General features: G+C 63.1%; 16 protein-coding genes and 2 tRNA genes. 8 read left to right on the top strand and 10 right to left on the bottom strand.

The features are described from left to right. Positions 1–2: 2 nt before the first annotated feature. Positions 3–76, bottom strand: a tRNA-Met gene (locus tag AC1RRC_RS18375). 59 nt (positions 77–135) lie between these two features. After that, a tRNA-Met gene (locus AC1RRC_RS18380) sits at positions 136–212 on the bottom strand. A 132-nt stretch (positions 213–344) separates the two neighbouring features. On the opposite strand from AC1RRC_RS18380, the gene AC1RRC_RS18385 reads away from it, so the two are divergent. Then, a complete protein-coding gene (locus AC1RRC_RS18385; protein WP_493056971.1) occupies positions 345–770 on the top strand; it encodes a VOC family protein in 426 nt (141 codons plus the stop codon). 15 nt (positions 771–785) lie between these two features. Here the strand turns inward: AC1RRC_RS18385 and miaA are convergent, their stop codons facing one another. The 3 genes from miaA to AC1RRC_RS18400 are packed head-to-tail and all read right to left on the bottom strand — an operon-like array spanning position 786 to position 4,791. Continuing rightward, positions 786–1,748, bottom strand: coding sequence for a tRNA (adenosine(37)-N6)-dimethylallyltransferase MiaA (gene miaA, locus AC1RRC_RS18390; RefSeq protein ID WP_493056972.1), 963 nt, complete (start codon positions 1,746–1,748; stop codon positions 786–788). A 10-nt stretch (positions 1,749–1,758) separates the two neighbouring features. Beyond that, on the bottom strand, positions 1,759–3,813 hold the full coding sequence (gene mutL, locus AC1RRC_RS18395; RefSeq protein ID WP_493056973.1) for a DNA mismatch repair endonuclease MutL: 2,055 nt from the start codon (positions 3,811–3,813) through the stop codon (positions 1,759–1,761). A gap of 60 nt (positions 3,814–3,873) precedes the next feature. Further along, positions 3,874–4,791 (bottom strand): peptidylprolyl isomerase, encoded by a 918-nt coding sequence (locus AC1RRC_RS18400; RefSeq protein WP_493056974.1) that lies wholly within the window; start codon positions 4,789–4,791, stop codon positions 3,874–3,876. A gap of 89 nt (positions 4,792–4,880) precedes the next feature. Between AC1RRC_RS18400 and AC1RRC_RS18405 the strand changes: the two genes are divergently transcribed. Further along, on the top strand, positions 4,881–5,540 hold the full coding sequence (locus AC1RRC_RS18405) for a VTT domain-containing protein (protein ID WP_493056975.1): 660 nt from the start codon (positions 4,881–4,883) through the stop codon (positions 5,538–5,540). A 124-nt stretch (positions 5,541–5,664) separates the two neighbouring features. Then, positions 5,665–6,744 carry a carbonic anhydrase gene (locus AC1RRC_RS18410; protein WP_493056976.1) on the top strand — a complete coding sequence of 360 codons (1,080 nt, stop codon included), beginning with the start codon at positions 5,665–5,667 and terminating at the stop codon, positions 6,742–6,744. Between the two features lie 306 nt (positions 6,745–7,050). Here the strand turns inward: AC1RRC_RS18410 and AC1RRC_RS18415 are convergent, their stop codons facing one another. Genes AC1RRC_RS18415 through tsaE form a run of 3 tightly spaced genes read right to left on the bottom strand, consistent with a single transcriptional unit; the run spans position 7,051 to position 9,799 of the window. After that, on the bottom strand, positions 7,051–7,848 hold the full coding sequence (locus AC1RRC_RS18415) for a D-hexose-6-phosphate mutarotase (RefSeq protein WP_493056977.1): 798 nt from the start codon (positions 7,846–7,848) through the stop codon (positions 7,051–7,053). A gap of 8 nt (positions 7,849–7,856) precedes the next feature. Next, positions 7,857–9,350: an N-acetylmuramoyl-L-alanine amidase gene (locus tag AC1RRC_RS18420; protein WP_493056978.1), complete on the bottom strand. Its 1,494-nt coding sequence runs from the start codon at positions 9,348–9,350 to the stop codon at positions 7,857–7,859. Next, a complete protein-coding gene (tsaE, locus tag AC1RRC_RS18425; protein WP_493056979.1) occupies positions 9,314–9,799 on the bottom strand; it encodes a tRNA (adenosine(37)-N6)-threonylcarbamoyltransferase complex ATPase subunit type 1 TsaE in 486 nt (161 codons plus the stop codon). The genes AC1RRC_RS18420 and tsaE overlap by 37 nt, the downstream gene beginning before the upstream one ends. 64 nt (positions 9,800–9,863) lie before the next feature. Between tsaE and queG the strand changes: the two genes are divergently transcribed. Continuing rightward, positions 9,864–10,961: a tRNA epoxyqueuosine(34) reductase QueG gene (queG, locus tag AC1RRC_RS18430; protein ID WP_493056980.1), complete on the top strand. Its 1,098-nt coding sequence runs from the start codon at positions 9,864–9,866 to the stop codon at positions 10,959–10,961. A gap of 1 nt (position 10,962) precedes the next feature. Here queG and AC1RRC_RS18435 read toward each other — a convergent pair whose 3' ends face one another. Both AC1RRC_RS18435 and AC1RRC_RS18440 read right to left on the bottom strand, forming a co-directional pair. After that, positions 10,963–11,550: a response regulator transcription factor gene (locus AC1RRC_RS18435; protein WP_493056981.1), complete on the bottom strand. Its 588-nt coding sequence runs from the start codon at positions 11,548–11,550 to the stop codon at positions 10,963–10,965. A gap of 11 nt (positions 11,551–11,561) precedes the next feature. Next, entirely contained in the window at positions 11,562–13,553 is a 1,992-nt protein-coding gene (locus AC1RRC_RS18440; protein ID WP_493056982.1) for a PAS domain S-box protein, read from the bottom strand. 125 nt (positions 13,554–13,678) lie between these two features. Here AC1RRC_RS18440 and AC1RRC_RS18445 point away from each other — a divergent pair, with 125 nt between their 5' ends. The 4 genes from AC1RRC_RS18445 (at position 13,679) to AC1RRC_RS18460 (ending at position 16,796) form a co-directional block, all read left to right on the top strand. Further along, positions 13,679–14,674: a TRAP transporter substrate-binding protein gene (locus tag AC1RRC_RS18445; protein WP_493056983.1), complete on the top strand. Its 996-nt coding sequence runs from the start codon at positions 13,679–13,681 to the stop codon at positions 14,672–14,674. Positions 14,675–15,215: 541 nt separating this feature from the next. Then, positions 15,216–15,677 carry a methylated-DNA--[protein]-cysteine S-methyltransferase gene (locus tag AC1RRC_RS18450; RefSeq protein WP_493056984.1) on the top strand — a complete coding sequence of 154 codons (462 nt, stop codon included), beginning with the start codon at positions 15,216–15,218 and terminating at the stop codon, positions 15,675–15,677. Next, on the top strand, positions 15,653–16,555 hold the full coding sequence (gene xerD / locus AC1RRC_RS18455) for a site-specific tyrosine recombinase XerD (RefSeq protein WP_493056985.1): 903 nt from the start codon (positions 15,653–15,655) through the stop codon (positions 16,553–16,555). The genes AC1RRC_RS18450 and xerD overlap by 25 nt, the downstream gene beginning before the upstream one ends. Positions 16,556–16,616: 61 nt before the next feature. Further along, entirely contained in the window at positions 16,617–16,796 is a 180-nt protein-coding gene (locus tag AC1RRC_RS18460; RefSeq protein ID WP_493056986.1) for a hypothetical protein, read from the top strand. The last annotated feature ends 5 nt before the right edge of the window (positions 16,797–16,801 follow it).

Below are 16,801 nucleotides of genomic sequence, written 5' to 3' on the forward strand. Positions count from 1 at the left end.
GGTGGTGATAGCTGGACTTGAACCAGCGACCCCCGCATTATGAATGCGATGCTCTAACCAACTGAGCTATATCACCAGAGCCACGCATTATGCAGCCTCTTGCGAGGGCTGTCAAGGACGGGACTATGTAATCTATGGTGGTGATAGCTGGACTTGAACCAGCGACCCCCGCATTATGAATGCGATGCTCTAACCAACTGAGCTATATCACCAAGACGGCCAGCATTATCGTTGCTCATGCTGCCCACTGTCAAGGCGGCACGCGCATTTTTCTGCCAGCACAATTGGGCAGGGTTTGTTATGCTGGCGTCCCTCGTGTCATTTACATAACAGGAGACATCCGCATGGCCACCAATATCTTCGTCAACTTGCCGGTTGCCGACTTGCAGCAATCCATCACCTTCTTCACTAAACTGGGCTACACATTCAACCAGCAGTTCACTGATGAGACCGCCACGTGCATGATCATCTCCGACACGATCTACGCGATGCTGCTGACCCATGACAAGTTCAAGAGCTTCATTCCCACCACGGAAATCGCCGATGCGAAAAAGCAGACGGAAGTGTTGATTTGCCTGTCGCAGGACAGCCGTGACGCGGTCGATGCGCTGGTGAACAAGGCGCTCGATGCGGGCGGCACGGAGCCGCGCCCGGCGCAGGATTATGGCTTCATGTATGGCCGCGCATACCAGGACCTCGACGGGCACATCTGGGAAATCATGTGGATGGATGCGGCCGCGGTCGGCGCGTCGGCGCCTCCGCAGCAATAAGCCTGCCGGCGGCCGTTACCCGATCCGGCCGGTCCCGGTGATGGCGTCGAGCACGGCGCCCGCCGCGTCCGGCCGCAGGCAATCGATCACCACCCGCTCCGGCATCGAGCGCAGCCAGGTCAGTTGGCGCTTGCACAACTGGCGCGTGGCGATGATGCCGGTTTCGCGCATGGCGGCGTAGTCGATCGTGCCGTCCAGGTATTCCCACGCCTGGCGGTAGCCGACGCAGCGGATCGACGGCAAGCCCAGGTGCAGGTCGCCGCGCTTGCGCAGGGCTTCGACTTCCGTGATCAAATTGCCATCCGGGCTGTCGGCCAGCATCTTGTCAAAGCGTAGCGCGATGCGTTCGTGCAGCACGCCGCGCTCGGACGGCTCCAGCGCCAGCGGCAGCACGTCAAACGGCAGCGCGGTTTTTTCCTTTTGCGCCAGCAGCGCCGACATCGGCTGGCCGGACAGCGTAATGATTTCCAGCGCGCGCTGGACGCGCTGCGCATCGTTGGGTTTCAAGCGCGCCGCCGTGGGCGGGTCCAGCTGCGCCAGGCGCGCATGCAAAGCGGGCCAGCCATCGCGCGCCGCTTCCGCATCGAGCGCGGCGCGCACGGCGGGATCGGCGCCCGGCAAATCATCGAGGCCATCGGCCAGGCCCTTGAAATACAGCATGGTGCCGCCCACCAGCAGCGGCAGCTTGCCGCGCGCGGCGATCTCGCCGACCAGGCGCAGGGTATCGATGCGGAATTGCGCGACCGAATACGCATCCAGCGGATCGAGGATGTCGATCAGGTGGTGCGGCGCGGCCGCCAGTTCTTCGCGCGTGGGTTTCGCCGTGCCGATATCCATGCCCCGGTACACCAGCGCGGAATCGACGGAAATGATTTCAGAGGGAATGCGCTGGGCAATGGCCAGCGCCGCCGCCGTCTTGCCGGAGGCGGTCGGGCCCATGATGGACACGGCCAGCGGCCGCTTGTTGGGATCAGTCATAACGGGAGTCTTATTGGCCGCGCAGGAACAGCTTGTCGAGCGCGCTGATTTCCACCTGCACCCAGGTCGGGCGGCCATGATTGCACTGGTCGGCGCGTTCGGTGCTTTCCATCTGGCGCAGCAGCGCGTTCATTTCCTGCACCGCCAGGATGCGGTTGGCGCGCACGGCGGTGTGGCAGGCCAGGGTGCCCAGCAATTCATTGCGGCGTTCGATCAGCACGCGCGAGCCGCCATATTCGCGCACGTCGCGCAGCACGTCACGCGCCAGGGTTTGCACGTCGGCGTTTTTCAGCAGGGCCGGCACGGTGCGCACCGCCAGGGTGGTCGGCGACAACGCGGCGATATCAAAGCCTAGCGCTTTCAGGGTGTCTTGCTGTTCATGCACGGTGCCCACTTCCACCCCATCGGCATAGAAGGTCACGGGGATCAGCAATTGCTGCACTTGCATGGCCTGGCCATCGATGTGCGCATCGAGTGCATTTTTCAATTGTTCATACAGGATGCGCTCGTGCGCCGCATGCATGTCGACCAGCACCAGGCCCTTGGCGTTTTGCGCCAGGATGTAAATGCCGTGCAGCTGCGCCAGCGCGAAGCCGAGCGGGAATTCCTCCTGCGCCATGGCGGCGGACGAGGCGATGAACGGCTTGGCTTCCGGGATCGTAAATGACGTGCTGCGGCCCGCCTGGGACGAGGCGGCAAAGCTGCCGGTCGTGTCGCCGGCCGTAGCGGCGCCATCGCCGGAACCAGCGCCATAGGCCGGCGCATAGCCCGCGCCGCCATCGCCGCCGGCCGCGCCGTCATGGCGGAACAGCGCGCCATAGCGCTCCGTGCTTTGCGCCACGCCCGGCAGGTTGCCATGGCGCCGCTCGTCCTGGCGCGCGCCGAACGGCGAGGGGGAGAAGGTGGCCGGATAGTCCGGTGTCAGGATGGACCCGAACGACGCCTGCTGGTGCGGGCGCATGGCCGGAGCGGATGCTTCCAGCGCGCCGGCGGCCGGCAGTGGCGACGGCGAATTGCCATGCGCCGTGGCCGAGGTGGCGGCCAGCGCGCGCTGCACCGCGTGGAACACGCACTGGTGCACGGCGCGGCTGTCGCGGAAGCGCACTTCGATTTTCGACGGGTGCACGTTGACGTCCACCAGCGCCGGGTCCATGTCGAGCGACAGCACGTACGACGGGAACCGGTCGCCGTGCAGCACGTCTTCATAGGCGGCGCGCACCGCGTGCATCAGCACCTTGTCGCGCACGAAGCGGCCATTCACATAGAAGAACTGGCCATCGGCGCGGGCTTTGGAGGCGGTCGGCAAGCCGACATAGCCACGGATGCGCAGCGGACCCACGGTTTCATCAAGCGGCAGGCGCGCGCCGGCAAAGCCGTCGCCCAGGATTTGCGCGCTGCGGCGGGCGATTTCACTGACGTTCCAGTGTTCGACCGTGCGGCCGTTGTGGGTCAGGGTGAACGCCACATCCGGGCGGGCCAATGCAATGCGGCGCACGATTTCCGCGCAATGGCCGTATTCGGTTTGTTCGGATTTCAGGAACTTGCGGCGCGCGGGGGTGTTGTAATACAGGTCGCGCACGTCGATAGTGGTGCCGGTGGGGCCGGACGACGGGGTCACCGTGCCCAGGTGCGAACCCGTCAATTCCCAAGCATGCGGCGCATCGGCGGTGCGGGTGGTCAGGGTGACATAGGCCACGGAGGCAATCGAGGCCAGTGCCTCGCCCCGGAAGCCGAGCGTGCCGACGTGCTCCAGGTCGTCGAGCGATGCGATTTTCGAGGTGGCGTGGCGCGCCAGCGCCAGCGGCATCTGGTCGGGCGGAATGCCGCGTCCGTTATCGGTGATGGCGATGCGCTTGACGCCGCCCTCTTCCAGCCGCACCGTGATTTGCGTGGAACCCGCGTCCAGCGCGTTTTCCAGCAATTCCTTGACGACGGCGGATGGCCGCTCGACGACTTCGCCGGCGGCAATCTGGGAAATCAGCTGGTCGGGCAGGGCCTGGATCGGGCGCAGGGTGGCGTGCGATTCGGCGTTCTCATGGGCAGGGGACGGGGCGGGAGCGTTCATCCCGCCATTATAAAACACCGCCCCCGGCCACTCCGATGCCGCTTGCGCGAGCGGCGGGCGTTATTTCTGTTCGCGCACCGGGATGGTGACATTGCACAGCTCGATATAACCGGCCGGGACCTTGGCCCATGGGCCGGGGCGGTTGCGCTGCGATTCCGCCACGGCCTTGAAACTGGCCGAATCCGTGCGCATGACTTCCAGGCGCGAGCGTTCCGCTTCCGGCACGTCGGCGGCCAGCCGTATGGATTTGATCGGCACGTTCTGTTCCGGTTTTTCATAGAAGCCCAGCGGACCCGTGCCGCGTGGCAGGCTCGATAACAATGTCATGCCCGACACCACCCGGCCCACCAGCGTGACATTGCGGTCCAGGTGGCGCGGCGCGTGGCCGTTTACCGCGTACAGCGAGGTGCCGTTGCCGCTGTCGGCATCCGTATCGCGGCCCACGCCGACCATGCCATAGCAGTGCGCCAGCCACGTGGTCTTGGCTTTCGGATCGCGGCCGGCCGGAAAGCCGTTCGAGTGGCCCACTTGCGGCGCATAGCCGTCATGGTCCGGCAGGCGCACGAAATGTTTGTCGTTCGACATCGGCACCGTGAACTCGGCCGCCAGTTTGGGCTGCGCGGAACCGAGCGGACGGGGATTTTTCTCATCCGCATCGCCCCACTGCGCCACATAGTTATCATGCGAGCGCAGCACCACCAGGCCGTCAAAATAGCGTTCTTTTACCAGCGTGCGGATGTTGGCGGCATGCTTGGGCGCGAATTCCGGCGCTAGCTCGATCACCACGCGTCCTGCGGGCAAATCCATATAGAGCGTATTGGCAGGGTCCAGCGGCCGCCATTCGGACGGCTGGGATGCCTTGATGACATCGCTGGCGGACAGTTTGTTGGGGGGCGTGGCTTTGGCAGGTTCAGCGGCTTGTGCGATGGCGCTGGTCAGCGCGAGCGCGGCAAGCAAGGCGGGGGTGTTCGCGTGCATGCAGGGGGTCTCCGGGTTTTTAGTGTGTCTGGATTGTAAATCACAGCTCAGTGTGGTGTATGATTCCGGCGCTACCTTTCGGGAATTTTATGGATTTCATGCAAGTATTGGACATGCTCGTGCATGTCGACAAAACGCTGGACCTGTTGATCACGCAGTACGGGACGTTGATTTACCTGGTGCTGTTCTTCATTATCTTTGCAGAAACAGGGGTGGTTGTCCTGTTCTTCTTCCCGGGAGATACCCTGTTGTTCATTGCCGGCGCCCTGTGCGCGACGGGCCAGATGAACTTGCCGATCCTGATTGCCCTGTTGATTACCGCGGCGGTCACCGGCAATACCACGAATTACTGGATTGGCAAGGCCATCGGGCAGCGCGTGTTTACCCACAATTACCGCTGGATCGACAAGGATGCGCTGAACCGCACCCACGCGTTCTTCGACAAGCACGGCGGCAAAACCATTATCCTGGCCCGATTCGTGCCCGTGGTGCGGACTTTCGCACCGTTCGTGGCGGGGGTGTCGGACATGGGTTTCTCGCGCTTCCAGATGTTCAACATCACGGGCGCCGTGACGTGGGTGGTGTCGCTGACGGTGGCCGGTTATATCTTTGGCAACGTGCCGATTGTGCGTGACCATTTGACCACCATAGTCATGATCGGCGTGGCCGTGGCGTTGGGGCCGCTGGCGCTGGGTGGGCTGTGGAAGCTGGGCCGCCGCATGCGCAACCGCCGCGCCGCCGGCCGCTGATCGCACCAGGAGGCGGCGCGGCGCCGCCTTCTTTCCCTACAGGACACTAATTTCGTCCTGCACAGCTCAAGTTTTCCTTCTATGCAACCGTATACCGGGGTAAGCATTTCATTCCCGGAATCCCATGCGTAACCTCATCGCCCTGATTGCCTGCTGGTGTGCGGCTCACCTGGTATCGGTGGCCAGCGCTGCCGATAACTCGTATGCGTCGCTCAATGCAAACAGGTTTAAAGCCAACATCGACAATATCCGTCCGGTCAGCCCGATGAAGCTGGGCGGTGGCGGCGGCAATGCGTCCGCCCGTGGCAGTGCGGACGAAAAAGGCGCCGACAAGGGCAAGAAGGCGCGCCCGTTGACGGAACGTGAAAAGGAAGAGCAGGCCGAAGCGGAATTGCAGGCCCGGATTGCGGAAAAAGTCGCGGCGATGAAAGCACAGCAGGCGGCCCGCGCCGCGGCCGCGGCCAAGGCAAAAAAAGAAGCGGACGCGCGCGCCAAGGTGCTGGCCCTGATGCCGCCGCCGCGCGCCAATGGCACCCATTGGGGCTATGAAGGCGAGATCGGCCCGGCCAACTGGCACAAGATCAATTCGGACTGGATCAAGTGCAGCACCGGCAACCGCCAGTCGCCGATCGATATCCGCGACGGCATGAAAGTCGAGCTGGAACAGATCGTCTTTGATTACCATCCGTCCGCCTTCAACGTGCAAGACAACGGCCATACCGTGCAAGTGACCATGGGTGGCGGCAATTTCATCACGGTCGGCAACCGCGCCTATGAACTGGTGCAATTCCACTTCCACCGTCCATCGGAAGAGCGCATTAACGGCAAGGGCTTTGAAATGGTGGTGCACCTGGTGCACAAGGATGGCGAGGGCCGCCATGCGGTGCTGGCGCTGATGCTCGAGCGCGGCAAGCCGCAACCGGCGATCCAGACCGTGTGGAACAACCTGCCGCTGGAAAAAGGCGACGTGTCGGCGCCATCGATCGTGCTGGACCCCAACGATTTACTGCCGCAGCGGCGCGATTACTTCACGTTCATGGGGTCCCTGACCACGCCGCCGTGCACGGAAAACGTGCTGTGGCTGGTGATGAAAGAACCGTTGCAGGCCTCGCCGGCGCAAATGGCGCTGTTCTCGCGCTTGTATCCGCTGAATTCGCGGCCGATCCAGCCCACGTCGGGCCGCATGATCAAAGAGTCGATGTAACGGCGTGGGCCGGACCGGCCTGCGGCCCGGCATGGCCAGTAAGCAGCCCACGTCGGGCCGCATGATCAAAGAATCGATGTAACGGAGTGGGCTGGACCGGCCTGTGGCCCGGCATGGCCAGTAAGCAGCCCACGTCGGGCCGCATGATCAAGGCGTCGATGTAAATCGCGGCCCCGGGACATTCCTCCCGGTGTTGCCGTATCTGCGTAGGGCGGGTTTTACAAACCCGCCAGCATGCGTCAACGCGGCGCATGCATGGCGGCTTCCGCCATGCGGAAACCGCCCTACGAATTCATTGTCCCAGGGTTAGCGGGGCAACACCGTTACGCTGTGCGTACCTTGCCATTCCGCGCCGGCCGCCAGCGGCTGTTTGTCCACGCGGGCCGGTTCGATGCACAGGAAGGCGCTGTGTTCGTGGTCCGCCATGTCGGCAATCGCCGCCGCGCCTTGCGCGCCCGGATTCCACACCACCCATTCCGTATAGCCCTGTTGCTGCAAGCGCAGGCGCGCATCGGCTGTCCGCAGTTCCAGCGATGCGGTGGCAGGATGGATATCGTCCAGTGCGCCGGCAAAGTCGATCGTGCCCGCCGCCAGGCCATGCAGCGACGTTTGCGTGAACTCGCCCACCGCGAAATACGTGTGCAGCGCGCAGGCGAAGTCCCAGCTGGCGTCGCTGGTGTTGTGGACCTGGTAATCCATGCGCAGGGTGTCGCCATCGAGCGTAAAGCTCAGGCTCAGGGCGAAGCGGTGCGGCCAGCCTTGTGCCAGTGTGGCCGGCACGTCGTCCTGCGTCAGCAGGAATTCAGCGGACACCTGGTTGCCTTCATTGCCGGTGCTGCCCAGGCGCCAGGTGGACAGGCGCGCCACGCCATGGCGCTGGCCATCGCCGCGGGTGGAAAATTGCGGGAAGATCACCGGCACGCCGCCACGGATGGCGGCGCTGCCGTCCAGCGGCGAGCGTTCCGACATGAACAGCCGCTCGCGGCCATCGGGCGTTTTCCATGACAGCAAATGCGCACCATACAGCGCCACCAGGGCTTGCGCGCCGTCCGGCGCGGTGATGCGGATGGCGGGCAGGGCGCCAATGGTTTCAGTGCTGATCATGGAATTCCTTAAACAATGCGGCTCTTGGCGAGCGGCGGGTTTTTCGCGAAGTAGTGGCGGATGCCGGTCATTACCGCATCGGCCAGCTTGTCCTGGTAATCGAGGTTGCGCAGCTTGGCTTCTTCTTCCGGATTCGAGATGAACGCGGTTTCAATCAGGATCGAAGGAATGTCCGGCGCCTTCAGCACGGCAAAGCCGGCCTGTTCCACCGCGCCTTTGTGCAGGCGGTTGATGCCGCCGATTTCCCCCAGCACCGCCTTGCCCAGTTTCAGGCTGTCGGTGATTTGCGCGGTGGTCGACAAGTCCAGCAAGACGCTGGCCACTTGCGGATCATGGCGCGGCACGTTAACGCCGCCGATGTTGTCGGCTTCGTTTTCCTTGTTGGCCAGCCAGCGTGCGGCGCTCGAGCTGGCGCCTTTTTCCGACAGCACGAACACCGACGAACCGCGCGCCGACGGCTGCACGAAGGCGTCCGCGTGGATCGATACAAACAGGTCGGCCTGCACCTTGCGCGCTTTTTCCACGCGGGTGCCGAGCGGCACGAAGTAATCGCCATCGCGCGTCAGCATCACGCGCATGTTCGGGTGCTGTTCAATGCGCGCCTTGAGGCGCTTGGCGATGGCCAGCACCACGTCTTTCTCGCGCAGCCCGGTGGCGCCGATCGCGCCGGGATCTTCGCCGCCATGTCCGGGGTCCAGCGCCACGGTAATCATGCGCATCACCTTCGCCGGCTTGTCGGCCGGTTTGTCCCTGTCCTTGTCCTTATCCCGCTCCGGCGCGGGACGGTGCGCCAGCGCGTCGGGTTTGGCCGGCACCTCCGGCACTGGTGCCGAAGGCGCCGGCGCCGGTTCCGGTTTCAGCAGCACCGGCGATTGCGCCGCCTGGGTGGCCTGTCCGGCCTGCACCGCCGTGCCGGGCATGGCCACGGCGGGCGCAGGCTGGGACGGATGGGCCGGCGCGCTGCCAGGCATGTCGCTCCAGTCGCCTTTTTCTATCATGGCGGCGATCGGGTCGGCTTCCTGCACCGGGTACAGGTCGAAAATCAGGCGGTGCTTGTACTGGCCGGCCGGGGCCAGCGTAAATACTTGCGGCTTGATTTCCGCTTTCAGGTCAAACACCAGCCGCACCACGGTCGGCGTGAACTGGCCCACTCGCACCTGGCGGATATACGGGTCGTTCGGCTGGATTTTCGCCACCAGGCTTTTCAGGGTCGGCGTCAGCTGCAAGCCCTCGATGTCGACCACCAGCCGGTACGGATCCTTGACGATCAGGTGCGTCGCCTTCAGGTTCGAATCGTTTTCCAGGGTGACGCGGGTGTAATCCTCCGCCGGCCATACGCGCACCGCGAGGATTTGCGCGGCCAGCGCCGGCAATGGCGAAAACACGGACAGCAGCAGGGCGCCGCCCGCTTTCAACACGGTGCGGCGATGGGCGGAACGGCGGCGGGGTGTGGCTGGGGACCCGGTCAGAGGTTCGGGGCGAATTTGAGGCGTTCCAGGCATGACAAACCTAAGGCAGAGGACGCTTGCAATTCTACATCACGTCCATCGCCTGCCACAGCCAGGAAAATGCTGAGATCGGCCGGCGGCAGCACGGAACCGGCTTTTTCCGGCCATTCCACAATGCAAACATTGCTGCCGTTGAACTCTTCACGGAAGCCAGCGTCGAGGAATTCTTCCGGGCTGCTCATGCGGTACAGGTCGAAATGGATGACCTGGACGTCGCGCCCGTCCATGCTCACGCTGTACGGTTCGGACAGCGTGTAGGTCGGGCTCTTCACATTGCCGGTATGGCCGGCGGCATGCAATAGCGCGCGGGTCAGGGCGGTTTTGCCGGCGCCAAGGTCGCCGTGCAGGTAAATCGCCATGCCCGGCGCAATGGCGCGCGACAGTGCGGCGCCCAGTGCGGCCGTGCCGGCTTCGTCGTGGAGGTGGGATTTGAAGTGCTGCATAGACTTAGTCGATCAATCTGTAAAATGGAGGGGATCGTCCCCGAGCACCGCAATTTTAAAACCAATGTCCGCTGCAATTTCCGATTCTTACAATTTAGACGAACTGGCAAGTTCCATCAAGGAATGGGGCGCTGCGCTGGGCTTTGCCGAGTTGCGCATTGCCGACATCGACTTGTCGCATGCGGAAGCCGGGTTGCAAGCCTGGCTCGATGCCGGCATGCACGGCGACATGGATTACATGGCCAGCCACGGCATGAAGCGGGCCCGCCCGGCGGAACTGGTGCCGGGCACGGTGCGCGTGATTACCGCCCGCATGGATTACTTGCCGGCTTCACAAGATGAAGACTGGCGCGCCCGCGAACTGGCCCGCACGCAAGACCCGCAGGCGGCGGTGATTTCCGTGTATGCGCGCGGCCGCGACTACCACAAGGTGTTGCGGGCCCGCCTGCAGCAATTGGCGGACCGCATTGCCCAGGCCATTGGTCCGTTTGGCTTCCGCGTCTTCACGGATTCCGCCCCTGTCATGGAATTGCCGCTGGCGGAAAAGTCCGGCCTGGGCTGGCGCGGCAAGCATACCTTGCTGCTCAACCGCAGCGCCGGGTCGATGTTTTTCATGGGCGAAATCCTGGTTGACTTGCCGTTGCCGGTCGACGCGCCGACCGACGCGCGCTGCGGCCAGTGCAGCGCGTGCATCACCGCGTGTCCCACGCAAGCGATCCTGGGCCCGGGCCGGCTCGATGCGCGGCGCTGTATTTCCTACCTGACGATCGAACTGAAGACCGCGATTCCTGAAGCCTTGCGGCCCCTGATCGGCAACCGCGTGTACGGCTGCGACGATTGCCAGACCGCGTGCCCGTGGAACAAGTTCGCCCAGCGCGCCGTGTTGCCGGATTTCGATGAGCGGCATGGACTGGGCAGTGCCGGCATGGTGGACTTATTCGCGTGGAGCGAAGCGGAATTCAACCAGCGGATGGAAGGCTCGCCGATCCGGCGCATCGGCCATGAGCGCTGGCTGCGCAATATTGCGGTGGGGTTGGGCAATGCCGCCGCGATGGGGGCCAAAGGGGATGAGCGGATTGTGGCGGCGCTGGAAGCGCGGGCGGACCATCCTTCGGAACTGGTGCGCGAGCACGTGGCGTGGGCGCTCGCGCGGCACCAATAAATTATTTCAGCAGCCCGGCCAGTTCCACTGCGGTTTTCACCTGCATCTTGTCAAAGATATGCGCGCGGTGCACTTCCACCGTGCGCATGCTGATGCCCAGTTCATCGGCCACCACCTTGTTCATCTTGCCGGCCAAAATCAAGTCCAGCACTTCCCGTTCGCGCTGCGACAAGGTGGCCAGGCGCGCATGGACGGCGGCCGTTTCGCTGGCCTGGCGGGAGTTGGCCAGGCCTTCTTCGACCCGGTCCATCAACTGGTTGTCGTTGAACGGTTTTTCAAAGAAATCAAACGCGCCGCGCTTGAGCGTATCGACCGCCATCGGCACGTCGCCATGGCCCGTCAGGAAAATCACCGGCAGGCGCTGCGTGATATTGCGCGCCGCCAGCAGGTCGAACACGGCGATGCCGTTCATTTCCGGCATGCGCACATCGAGCAGCAGGCAATCGCCCTGCGGGTCGAAATCGCCTTTGTCGGCCCAGGCCAGGAATTCCGCGACGGTGCCATACGCTTTGGCCGGAATCGCGCGCGATGACGCCAGCCACGACAGTGAATCGCGTACAACGGCTTCATCATCAACGATGTGCAGCATGGTAAATCCTTTCAGTTGGCCGCTGCGGCCGGGGCGGCGGCCGGCAGCGTAAAGGTGAAGATGGTGCCGCCGCCCGGATTGGCGCGGTGCGTCAGGGTGCCGCCATGGAATTCGATCGCCGTGCGGCAGACATTCAAGCCCATGCCCATGCCTTCGGCCTTGGTGGAAAAGAATGGCGAAAACAGCCGTTCGGCCACGTCGTCCGGAATGCCGTGGCCCTGGTCCATAATTTGTACCGCGACCAGGCCCGACGGCGCATCATACGAGGCCTCGATGTGCAAGGTGCGCCGTTCGGGCGGCACTTGCGCCATCGCTTCAATCGCGTTGCGGGTCAGGTTCAGCAACACTTGTTCGACCATCACGCGGTCGGCCAGCACCGGCGGCAAATCCAGCGGAATCACCACGTGCAAGGTCACATGCTTGTTGCGGGTCTGCAGTTCGATCAGGGCGCCGATACTGTCGAGCAGCGATTGCACGCCCACTTCCTGCCGCTGCGGTTCGCGTTTCTTCACGAACTCGTGCACGCTGCGGATGATCTGGCCGGCCCGCTGGGCCTGTGCGCCGGCCTGCTCCAGCGCGGGTTTCAGCACCTTGCAATCAAGCGCCTCGCCCTTGCCATCGGCACGCGCCATCATGTTCAGCGCGCCGGTGGTGTAGCTGGAAATGGCCGCCAGCGGCTGGTTCAATTCATGCGCCAGCATCGAGGCCAGTTCGCCCATAGTGGCCAGGCGCGCGCTGCTCTGCAGTTTTTCTTCCTGTTGCCGGTTCAATTCCTCCACGCGCTTGCGGTCGGAAATGTCGAGGATGGACCCCATCCAGCCGGTCTGTTTGCCATCGCCGTCGACCAGCGGCGCTTCAAAGATCAGCACCGGCACGCGGGCGCCGTCCGGCCGCACGAACACGGTTTCCACTTGCGGTTCCACGTTGCCGGCCAGGATGGCGGCAAAGCGGTGCTGGTATTCGCCGATGGCTTCCGGCGCCCAGTAGGGCATCGGCGGCTTGCGGCCCACCAGTTCCTCCGCCGGATAGCCGACGATCTGGCAAAAAGCCGGATTCACATAGGTGATCAAGCCTTCCATGTCGCGCGCGCGCAAGCCTGTCACCAGTGAATTTTCCATCGCGGTGCGGAACAGCATTTGCTGGCGCAGCGCGCCTTCGGCCTGCAGCCGGCGCGAGATGTGGATCCACAGCGCCATCAGGCTCCACAGCAGTCCCAGCGACAGCGCAATCACGGAACCCACCAGCAAGTTCGGCAGCAGCTTCGGTTCGCTTTTCACGCTGTCCGTCATCAGGGTCACCACCGCGCCGGGCAAGTCCAGTGCGCGCTTGTGCGTGTAAACGCCGTGGCCGGGACCGGCCGCGGTGCGGCGCGCCAGCACCTTGTCGTCGTGGTCCAGCAAGGAGATCTGGTTATCCTGGGCGAACCACCATGGCACCATTTCATCGAGGATGGCGGCGGCACTGAACGACGCCACAATGCTGCCCAGGTGGCGCTCGCCGTCAAACACGGGGTAGTGGTATTCCAGGATGGTGGCGCCGCCCGCATCGAGCAGCGGCTGGCTGTAGACGCCGCGCCGCGCGCGGCGTGCATGGTCGGCCACCAGCATGCCGGCCGCATCGAGCGGCCCGGCCTGGGTATCGGAGCCCGCCACCAGGCGGCCTTGCGCATCGACCCAGCGCACGCCGCGCAACTCGCGGCCGGTTTGCAGCATGCGGCTCATCCGCTCCTGCAATTGTTCGTGCGTGATGCGGCCGGCGGCCAGGTCGGCGGCCAGCGCCTGCGCGGCGTCTTCATGGCGGCCCAGCTGGAAGCGGATGGTTTGTTCCACCCACAGCGTGTCGGCAATCAATTGTTCCTGCCGTTCGCTGCTTTCCATCTGGCGCGCCTGCCACGGCAGCCAGATCAGAATCGCCAGGAACAGCAGCACCAGCATGACCGGCAACAGCCAGCGCACCGGGCTGGTGGCGAGGGGGCGAAGGGTGGTGGTGGCGGCTGTTTTCATCAAGGCAGCGTAGCGGCTCGGCGGCTGGCGGCCATTGTGGCTTTCCACAGTTGCACCGGCTTGCACGGCATGGCCAGAATGGGTAACGTAGCCATAATAATGTACTTCCTTCCGGAGACGCGTGAATGAAATTGAAATTCCTGGCCGCTGCATTGGCCACTGCCGCCATCGCCGCCAGCGCCCAGGCTTCGGCTCCACCGCCGATTGTCATCAAGTTCAGCCACGTGGTGGCGCCGGAGACGCCGAAAGGCCAGGCGGCGGAACGCTTCAAGCAGGTGGCGGAAAAGCTCACCAATGGCCGCGTCAAGGTCGAGGTCTATCCCAACAGCCAGCTATATAAAGACAATGACGAAATGGAAGCGCTGCAGCTGGGCGCCGTGCAAATGCTGGCGCCCTCGCTGGCCAAGTTCGGCCGGCTGGGCGTGCGGGAGTTCGAAGCCTTCGATTTGCCCTACATCTTCCCGTCCAAGACCGCGCTGTATAACGTGACGGAAGGGGAGATCGGCAAGAATTTGCTGAAGAAGCTGGAAAGCCGCGGCATCACGGGCCTGGCGTATTGGGACAATGGCTTCAAGGTGATGTCGGCCAACAAGCCGCTGCGCATGCCAGGCGACGCCAAGGGGCTGAAAATGCGGATCCAGCTGTCCAGCGTCCTGGAGGTGCAAATGCGCGCGCTGGGCGCGACTCCGCAAGTGCTGGCGTTTTCCGAAGTCACGCAGGCGTTGAAGACCGGGGTGGTCGATGGCACGGAAAACCCGCCCTCCAACATGTATACGCAAAAGATGCACGAAGTGCAAAAGTATGTGACGGTGACCAACCACGGCTACCTGGGGTATGCGGTGATCGTGCACAAGAAGTTCTGGGATGGCTTGCCGGCCGATATCCGCAGCGCGCTGGAAAAAGCCATGAAGGAAGCCACCACGTTTGAAAAAGCCATCGCGCAGCGCGATAACGACCTGGCGCTGGAAGCCATCAAAAAGTCCGGCAAAACCGAAGTCTATGTGCCCAGCGTGAAAGAACAGGCGGAATGGCGCCGCGTGCTGATGCCGGTGCAAAAAGCAATGGAAGCGCGCATCGGCAAAGACTTGATTTCCGCCATCAACAAGGAAGCGGCCAAATAGGATATGCACCTGAACGGTGCGTTTACCATATTTTGGTGCGCGATGCGCATGTTATTTTATCACTGAATTAAAAATTTTCTCGCTGCAAAAAAAACAGCAAAAATTTTGTTGCTTCAGTTATGATGGCGTCGCTCCAGCAGTGACGCATAACGATATGTGCCCTGGTAGCAAAGAATTCAAGCAGGACAGGTTTAGTGGGGAGAGTACATAACAACGGTAGCCAATACCGCGAAAATACTTGAGGAGACACACGGCATACAGTATGTCGTTGGAAGACCACCGGAGGCAGCCACAAGCTTGCTACGGAGGCGCCAAACGACCGGTGCTGTGACAAAGATTGAAAGCGCACCTTCACGGTGCGCTTTTTTTTTGTATGCTGTCATCTTCCAGCATGCGTTTGGCGCGGGGCCGGAGTGGATATGGCGCCAATATAGCCAAAATGCAATGTGGCCGTAGTACAACAACTCTAAAATATGTTGTGATGGAAATACAACGGAATTTCGATATTTTTAATGCCATTGTGCCAACACCATTTGGCGCCATGGGTATTCGGACCGCCGGCGGGCTGGTGACGCAAATGGCCTACCTGCCGCCTGACACGCCCGACAAGGCGGCACAGGACGCGGTGGCGGAACTGGCGGCGCAGCAGGTGTTGCGCTATTGCGCCGATGCCGACTTCCCCTTCACGTTGCCGCTGGCCGTGGTCGGCAGCGCGTTCCAGCGCCGCGTGTGGGAGGCGATTCGCAGCATTCCCCGTGGCCAGGTGCGTACCTATGGCGAACTGGCGAAATACCTGGAGTCGGCGCCGCGCGCGATCGGCCAGGCATGCGGCGACAACTGGTTCCCGCTGGCCGTGCCGTGCCACCGTGTCACCAGCGCCAGCGGCCTGGGCGGTTTCTCGCACAGCGACGACGCCAACGGCTACCTGTTGAACGTCAAGCGCTGGCTGCTGGCGCACGAAGGGCATCTGGAATACCAATGGCGGCAGACAACCTTGCTCTGATCGACGCATTTTGCGACGCGCTGTGGCTGGAAGACGGACTGGCGAAAAACTCGCTGGAAGCGTACCGGCGCGACCTGCGGCAATTCGCGCAATGGCTGGAAAACCAGCATCCCGGCGTGGCCAGCCTGCATGCGGTGCAAGGGCATCACGTCAGCGGCTACTTCAGTGCGCGCCATGCGGACACCAAGCCCAGTTCCGCCAACCGGCGCCTGTCGGTCTTGAAGCGCTTCTACCAGTACGCGCTGCGCCAGCGCCTGATGGCGGACGATCCGTGCCTGAAAATCGCCGGCGCCAAACAGGCCACACGGCTGGTCAAGACCCTGAGTGAAGCGCAGGTCGACGCATTGCTGGCCGCGCCGGACGTGCGCACGCCGCTGGGCTTGCGCGACCGGACCATGCTGGAACTCATGTATGCCAGCGGCTTGCGGGTATCGGAACTGGTGGACTTGAAAACCGTGGAAGTCAGCCTGAACGAGGGCACGGTGCGCCTGACCGGCAAGGGCGGCAAGACGCGCCTGGTGCCGTTCGGGGAGCAGGCGCACCAGTGGCTGCGGCGCTACCTGGCCGAGGCGCGGGGCGCGATTTTAAACGGCCAGCAAGATGACGCGCTGTTCGTCACCAGCCGGGGCGGGGCCATGACGCGGCAAATGTTTTGGGTCGTCATCAAGAAGCAGGCGCTGCGCGCCGGCATCGCCAATCCACTGTCGCCGCATACCTTGCGCCATGCTTTTGCCACCCACTTGCTGAACCATGGCGCGGATTTGCGCGTGGTGCAGCTGTTGCTGGGCCACGCCGATATCTCGACCACGCAAATCTATACGCACGTGGCGCGTGAGCGCCTGAAACAATTGCACGCAGTGCATCATCCGCGCGGCTGAGCTCTTGAGCTTGAAACAGGTTCATAATGGGGGATCGGAATCCCCCGGGTGGAGGTGTGGTATGGCAAAGACGAATTTCCAGTACGAGAAACGCCAGCGCGAGCTGGAGAAAAAGAAAAAAGCGGAGCAGAAAGCCGAAGAAAAGGCCCGCCGCAAGCTGGAGGAGAGGAGCCACCCCGACGGTGAGCCGGGCGATGACACGCCGGATGAAGAAAGGGCGGACCCTGCGGGCCCGCCCTGATGTAA

This window comes from Pseudoduganella sp. GW821-FHT12E03 (genome assembly GCF_058807115.1).

Bases quoted from the DNA above. Each gene is read 5' to 3' on its own strand.
- AC1RRC_RS18420 (WP_493056978.1), bottom strand. From the start codon at position 9,350: ATGCCTGGAACGCCTCAAATTCGCCCCGAACCTCTGACCGGGTCCCCA.
- AC1RRC_RS18440 (WP_493056982.1), bottom strand. From the start codon at position 13,553: ATGAAAACAGCCGCCACCACCACCCTTCGCCCCCTCGCCACCAGCCCG.
- tsaE (WP_493056979.1), bottom strand. From the start codon at position 9,799: ATGCAGCACTTCAAATCCCACCTCCACGACGAAGCCGGCACGGCCGCA.
- AC1RRC_RS18405 (WP_493056975.1), top strand. From the start codon at position 4,881: ATGGATTTCATGCAAGTATTGGACATGCTCGTGCATGTCGACAAAACG.
- AC1RRC_RS18460 (WP_493056986.1), top strand. From the start codon at position 16,617: ATGGCAAAGACGAATTTCCAGTACGAGAAACGCCAGCGCGAGCTGGAG.
- AC1RRC_RS18385 (WP_493056971.1), top strand. From the start codon at position 345: ATGGCCACCAATATCTTCGTCAACTTGCCGGTTGCCGACTTGCAGCAA.
- queG (WP_493056980.1), top strand. From the start codon at position 9,864: ATGTCCGCTGCAATTTCCGATTCTTACAATTTAGACGAACTGGCAAGT.
- AC1RRC_RS18450 (WP_493056984.1), top strand. From the start codon at position 15,216: ATGGGTATTCGGACCGCCGGCGGGCTGGTGACGCAAATGGCCTACCTG.
- xerD (WP_493056985.1), top strand. From the start codon at position 15,653: ATGGCGGCAGACAACCTTGCTCTGATCGACGCATTTTGCGACGCGCTG.
- miaA (WP_493056972.1), bottom strand. From the start codon at position 1,748: ATGACTGATCCCAACAAGCGGCCGCTGGCCGTGTCCATCATGGGCCCG.
- AC1RRC_RS18435 (WP_493056981.1), bottom strand. From the start codon at position 11,550: ATGCTGCACATCGTTGATGATGAAGCCGTTGTACGCGATTCACTGTCG.
- mutL (WP_493056973.1), bottom strand. From the start codon at position 3,813: ATGAACGCTCCCGCCCCGTCCCCTGCCCATGAGAACGCCGAATCGCAC.
- AC1RRC_RS18400 (WP_493056974.1), bottom strand. From the start codon at position 4,791: ATGCACGCGAACACCCCCGCCTTGCTTGCCGCGCTCGCGCTGACCAGC.
- AC1RRC_RS18415 (WP_493056977.1), bottom strand. From the start codon at position 7,848: ATGATCAGCACTGAAACCATTGGCGCCCTGCCCGCCATCCGCATCACC.
- AC1RRC_RS18445 (WP_493056983.1), top strand. From the start codon at position 13,679: ATGAAATTGAAATTCCTGGCCGCTGCATTGGCCACTGCCGCCATCGCC.
- AC1RRC_RS18410 (WP_493056976.1), top strand. From the start codon at position 5,665: ATGCGTAACCTCATCGCCCTGATTGCCTGCTGGTGTGCGGCTCACCTG.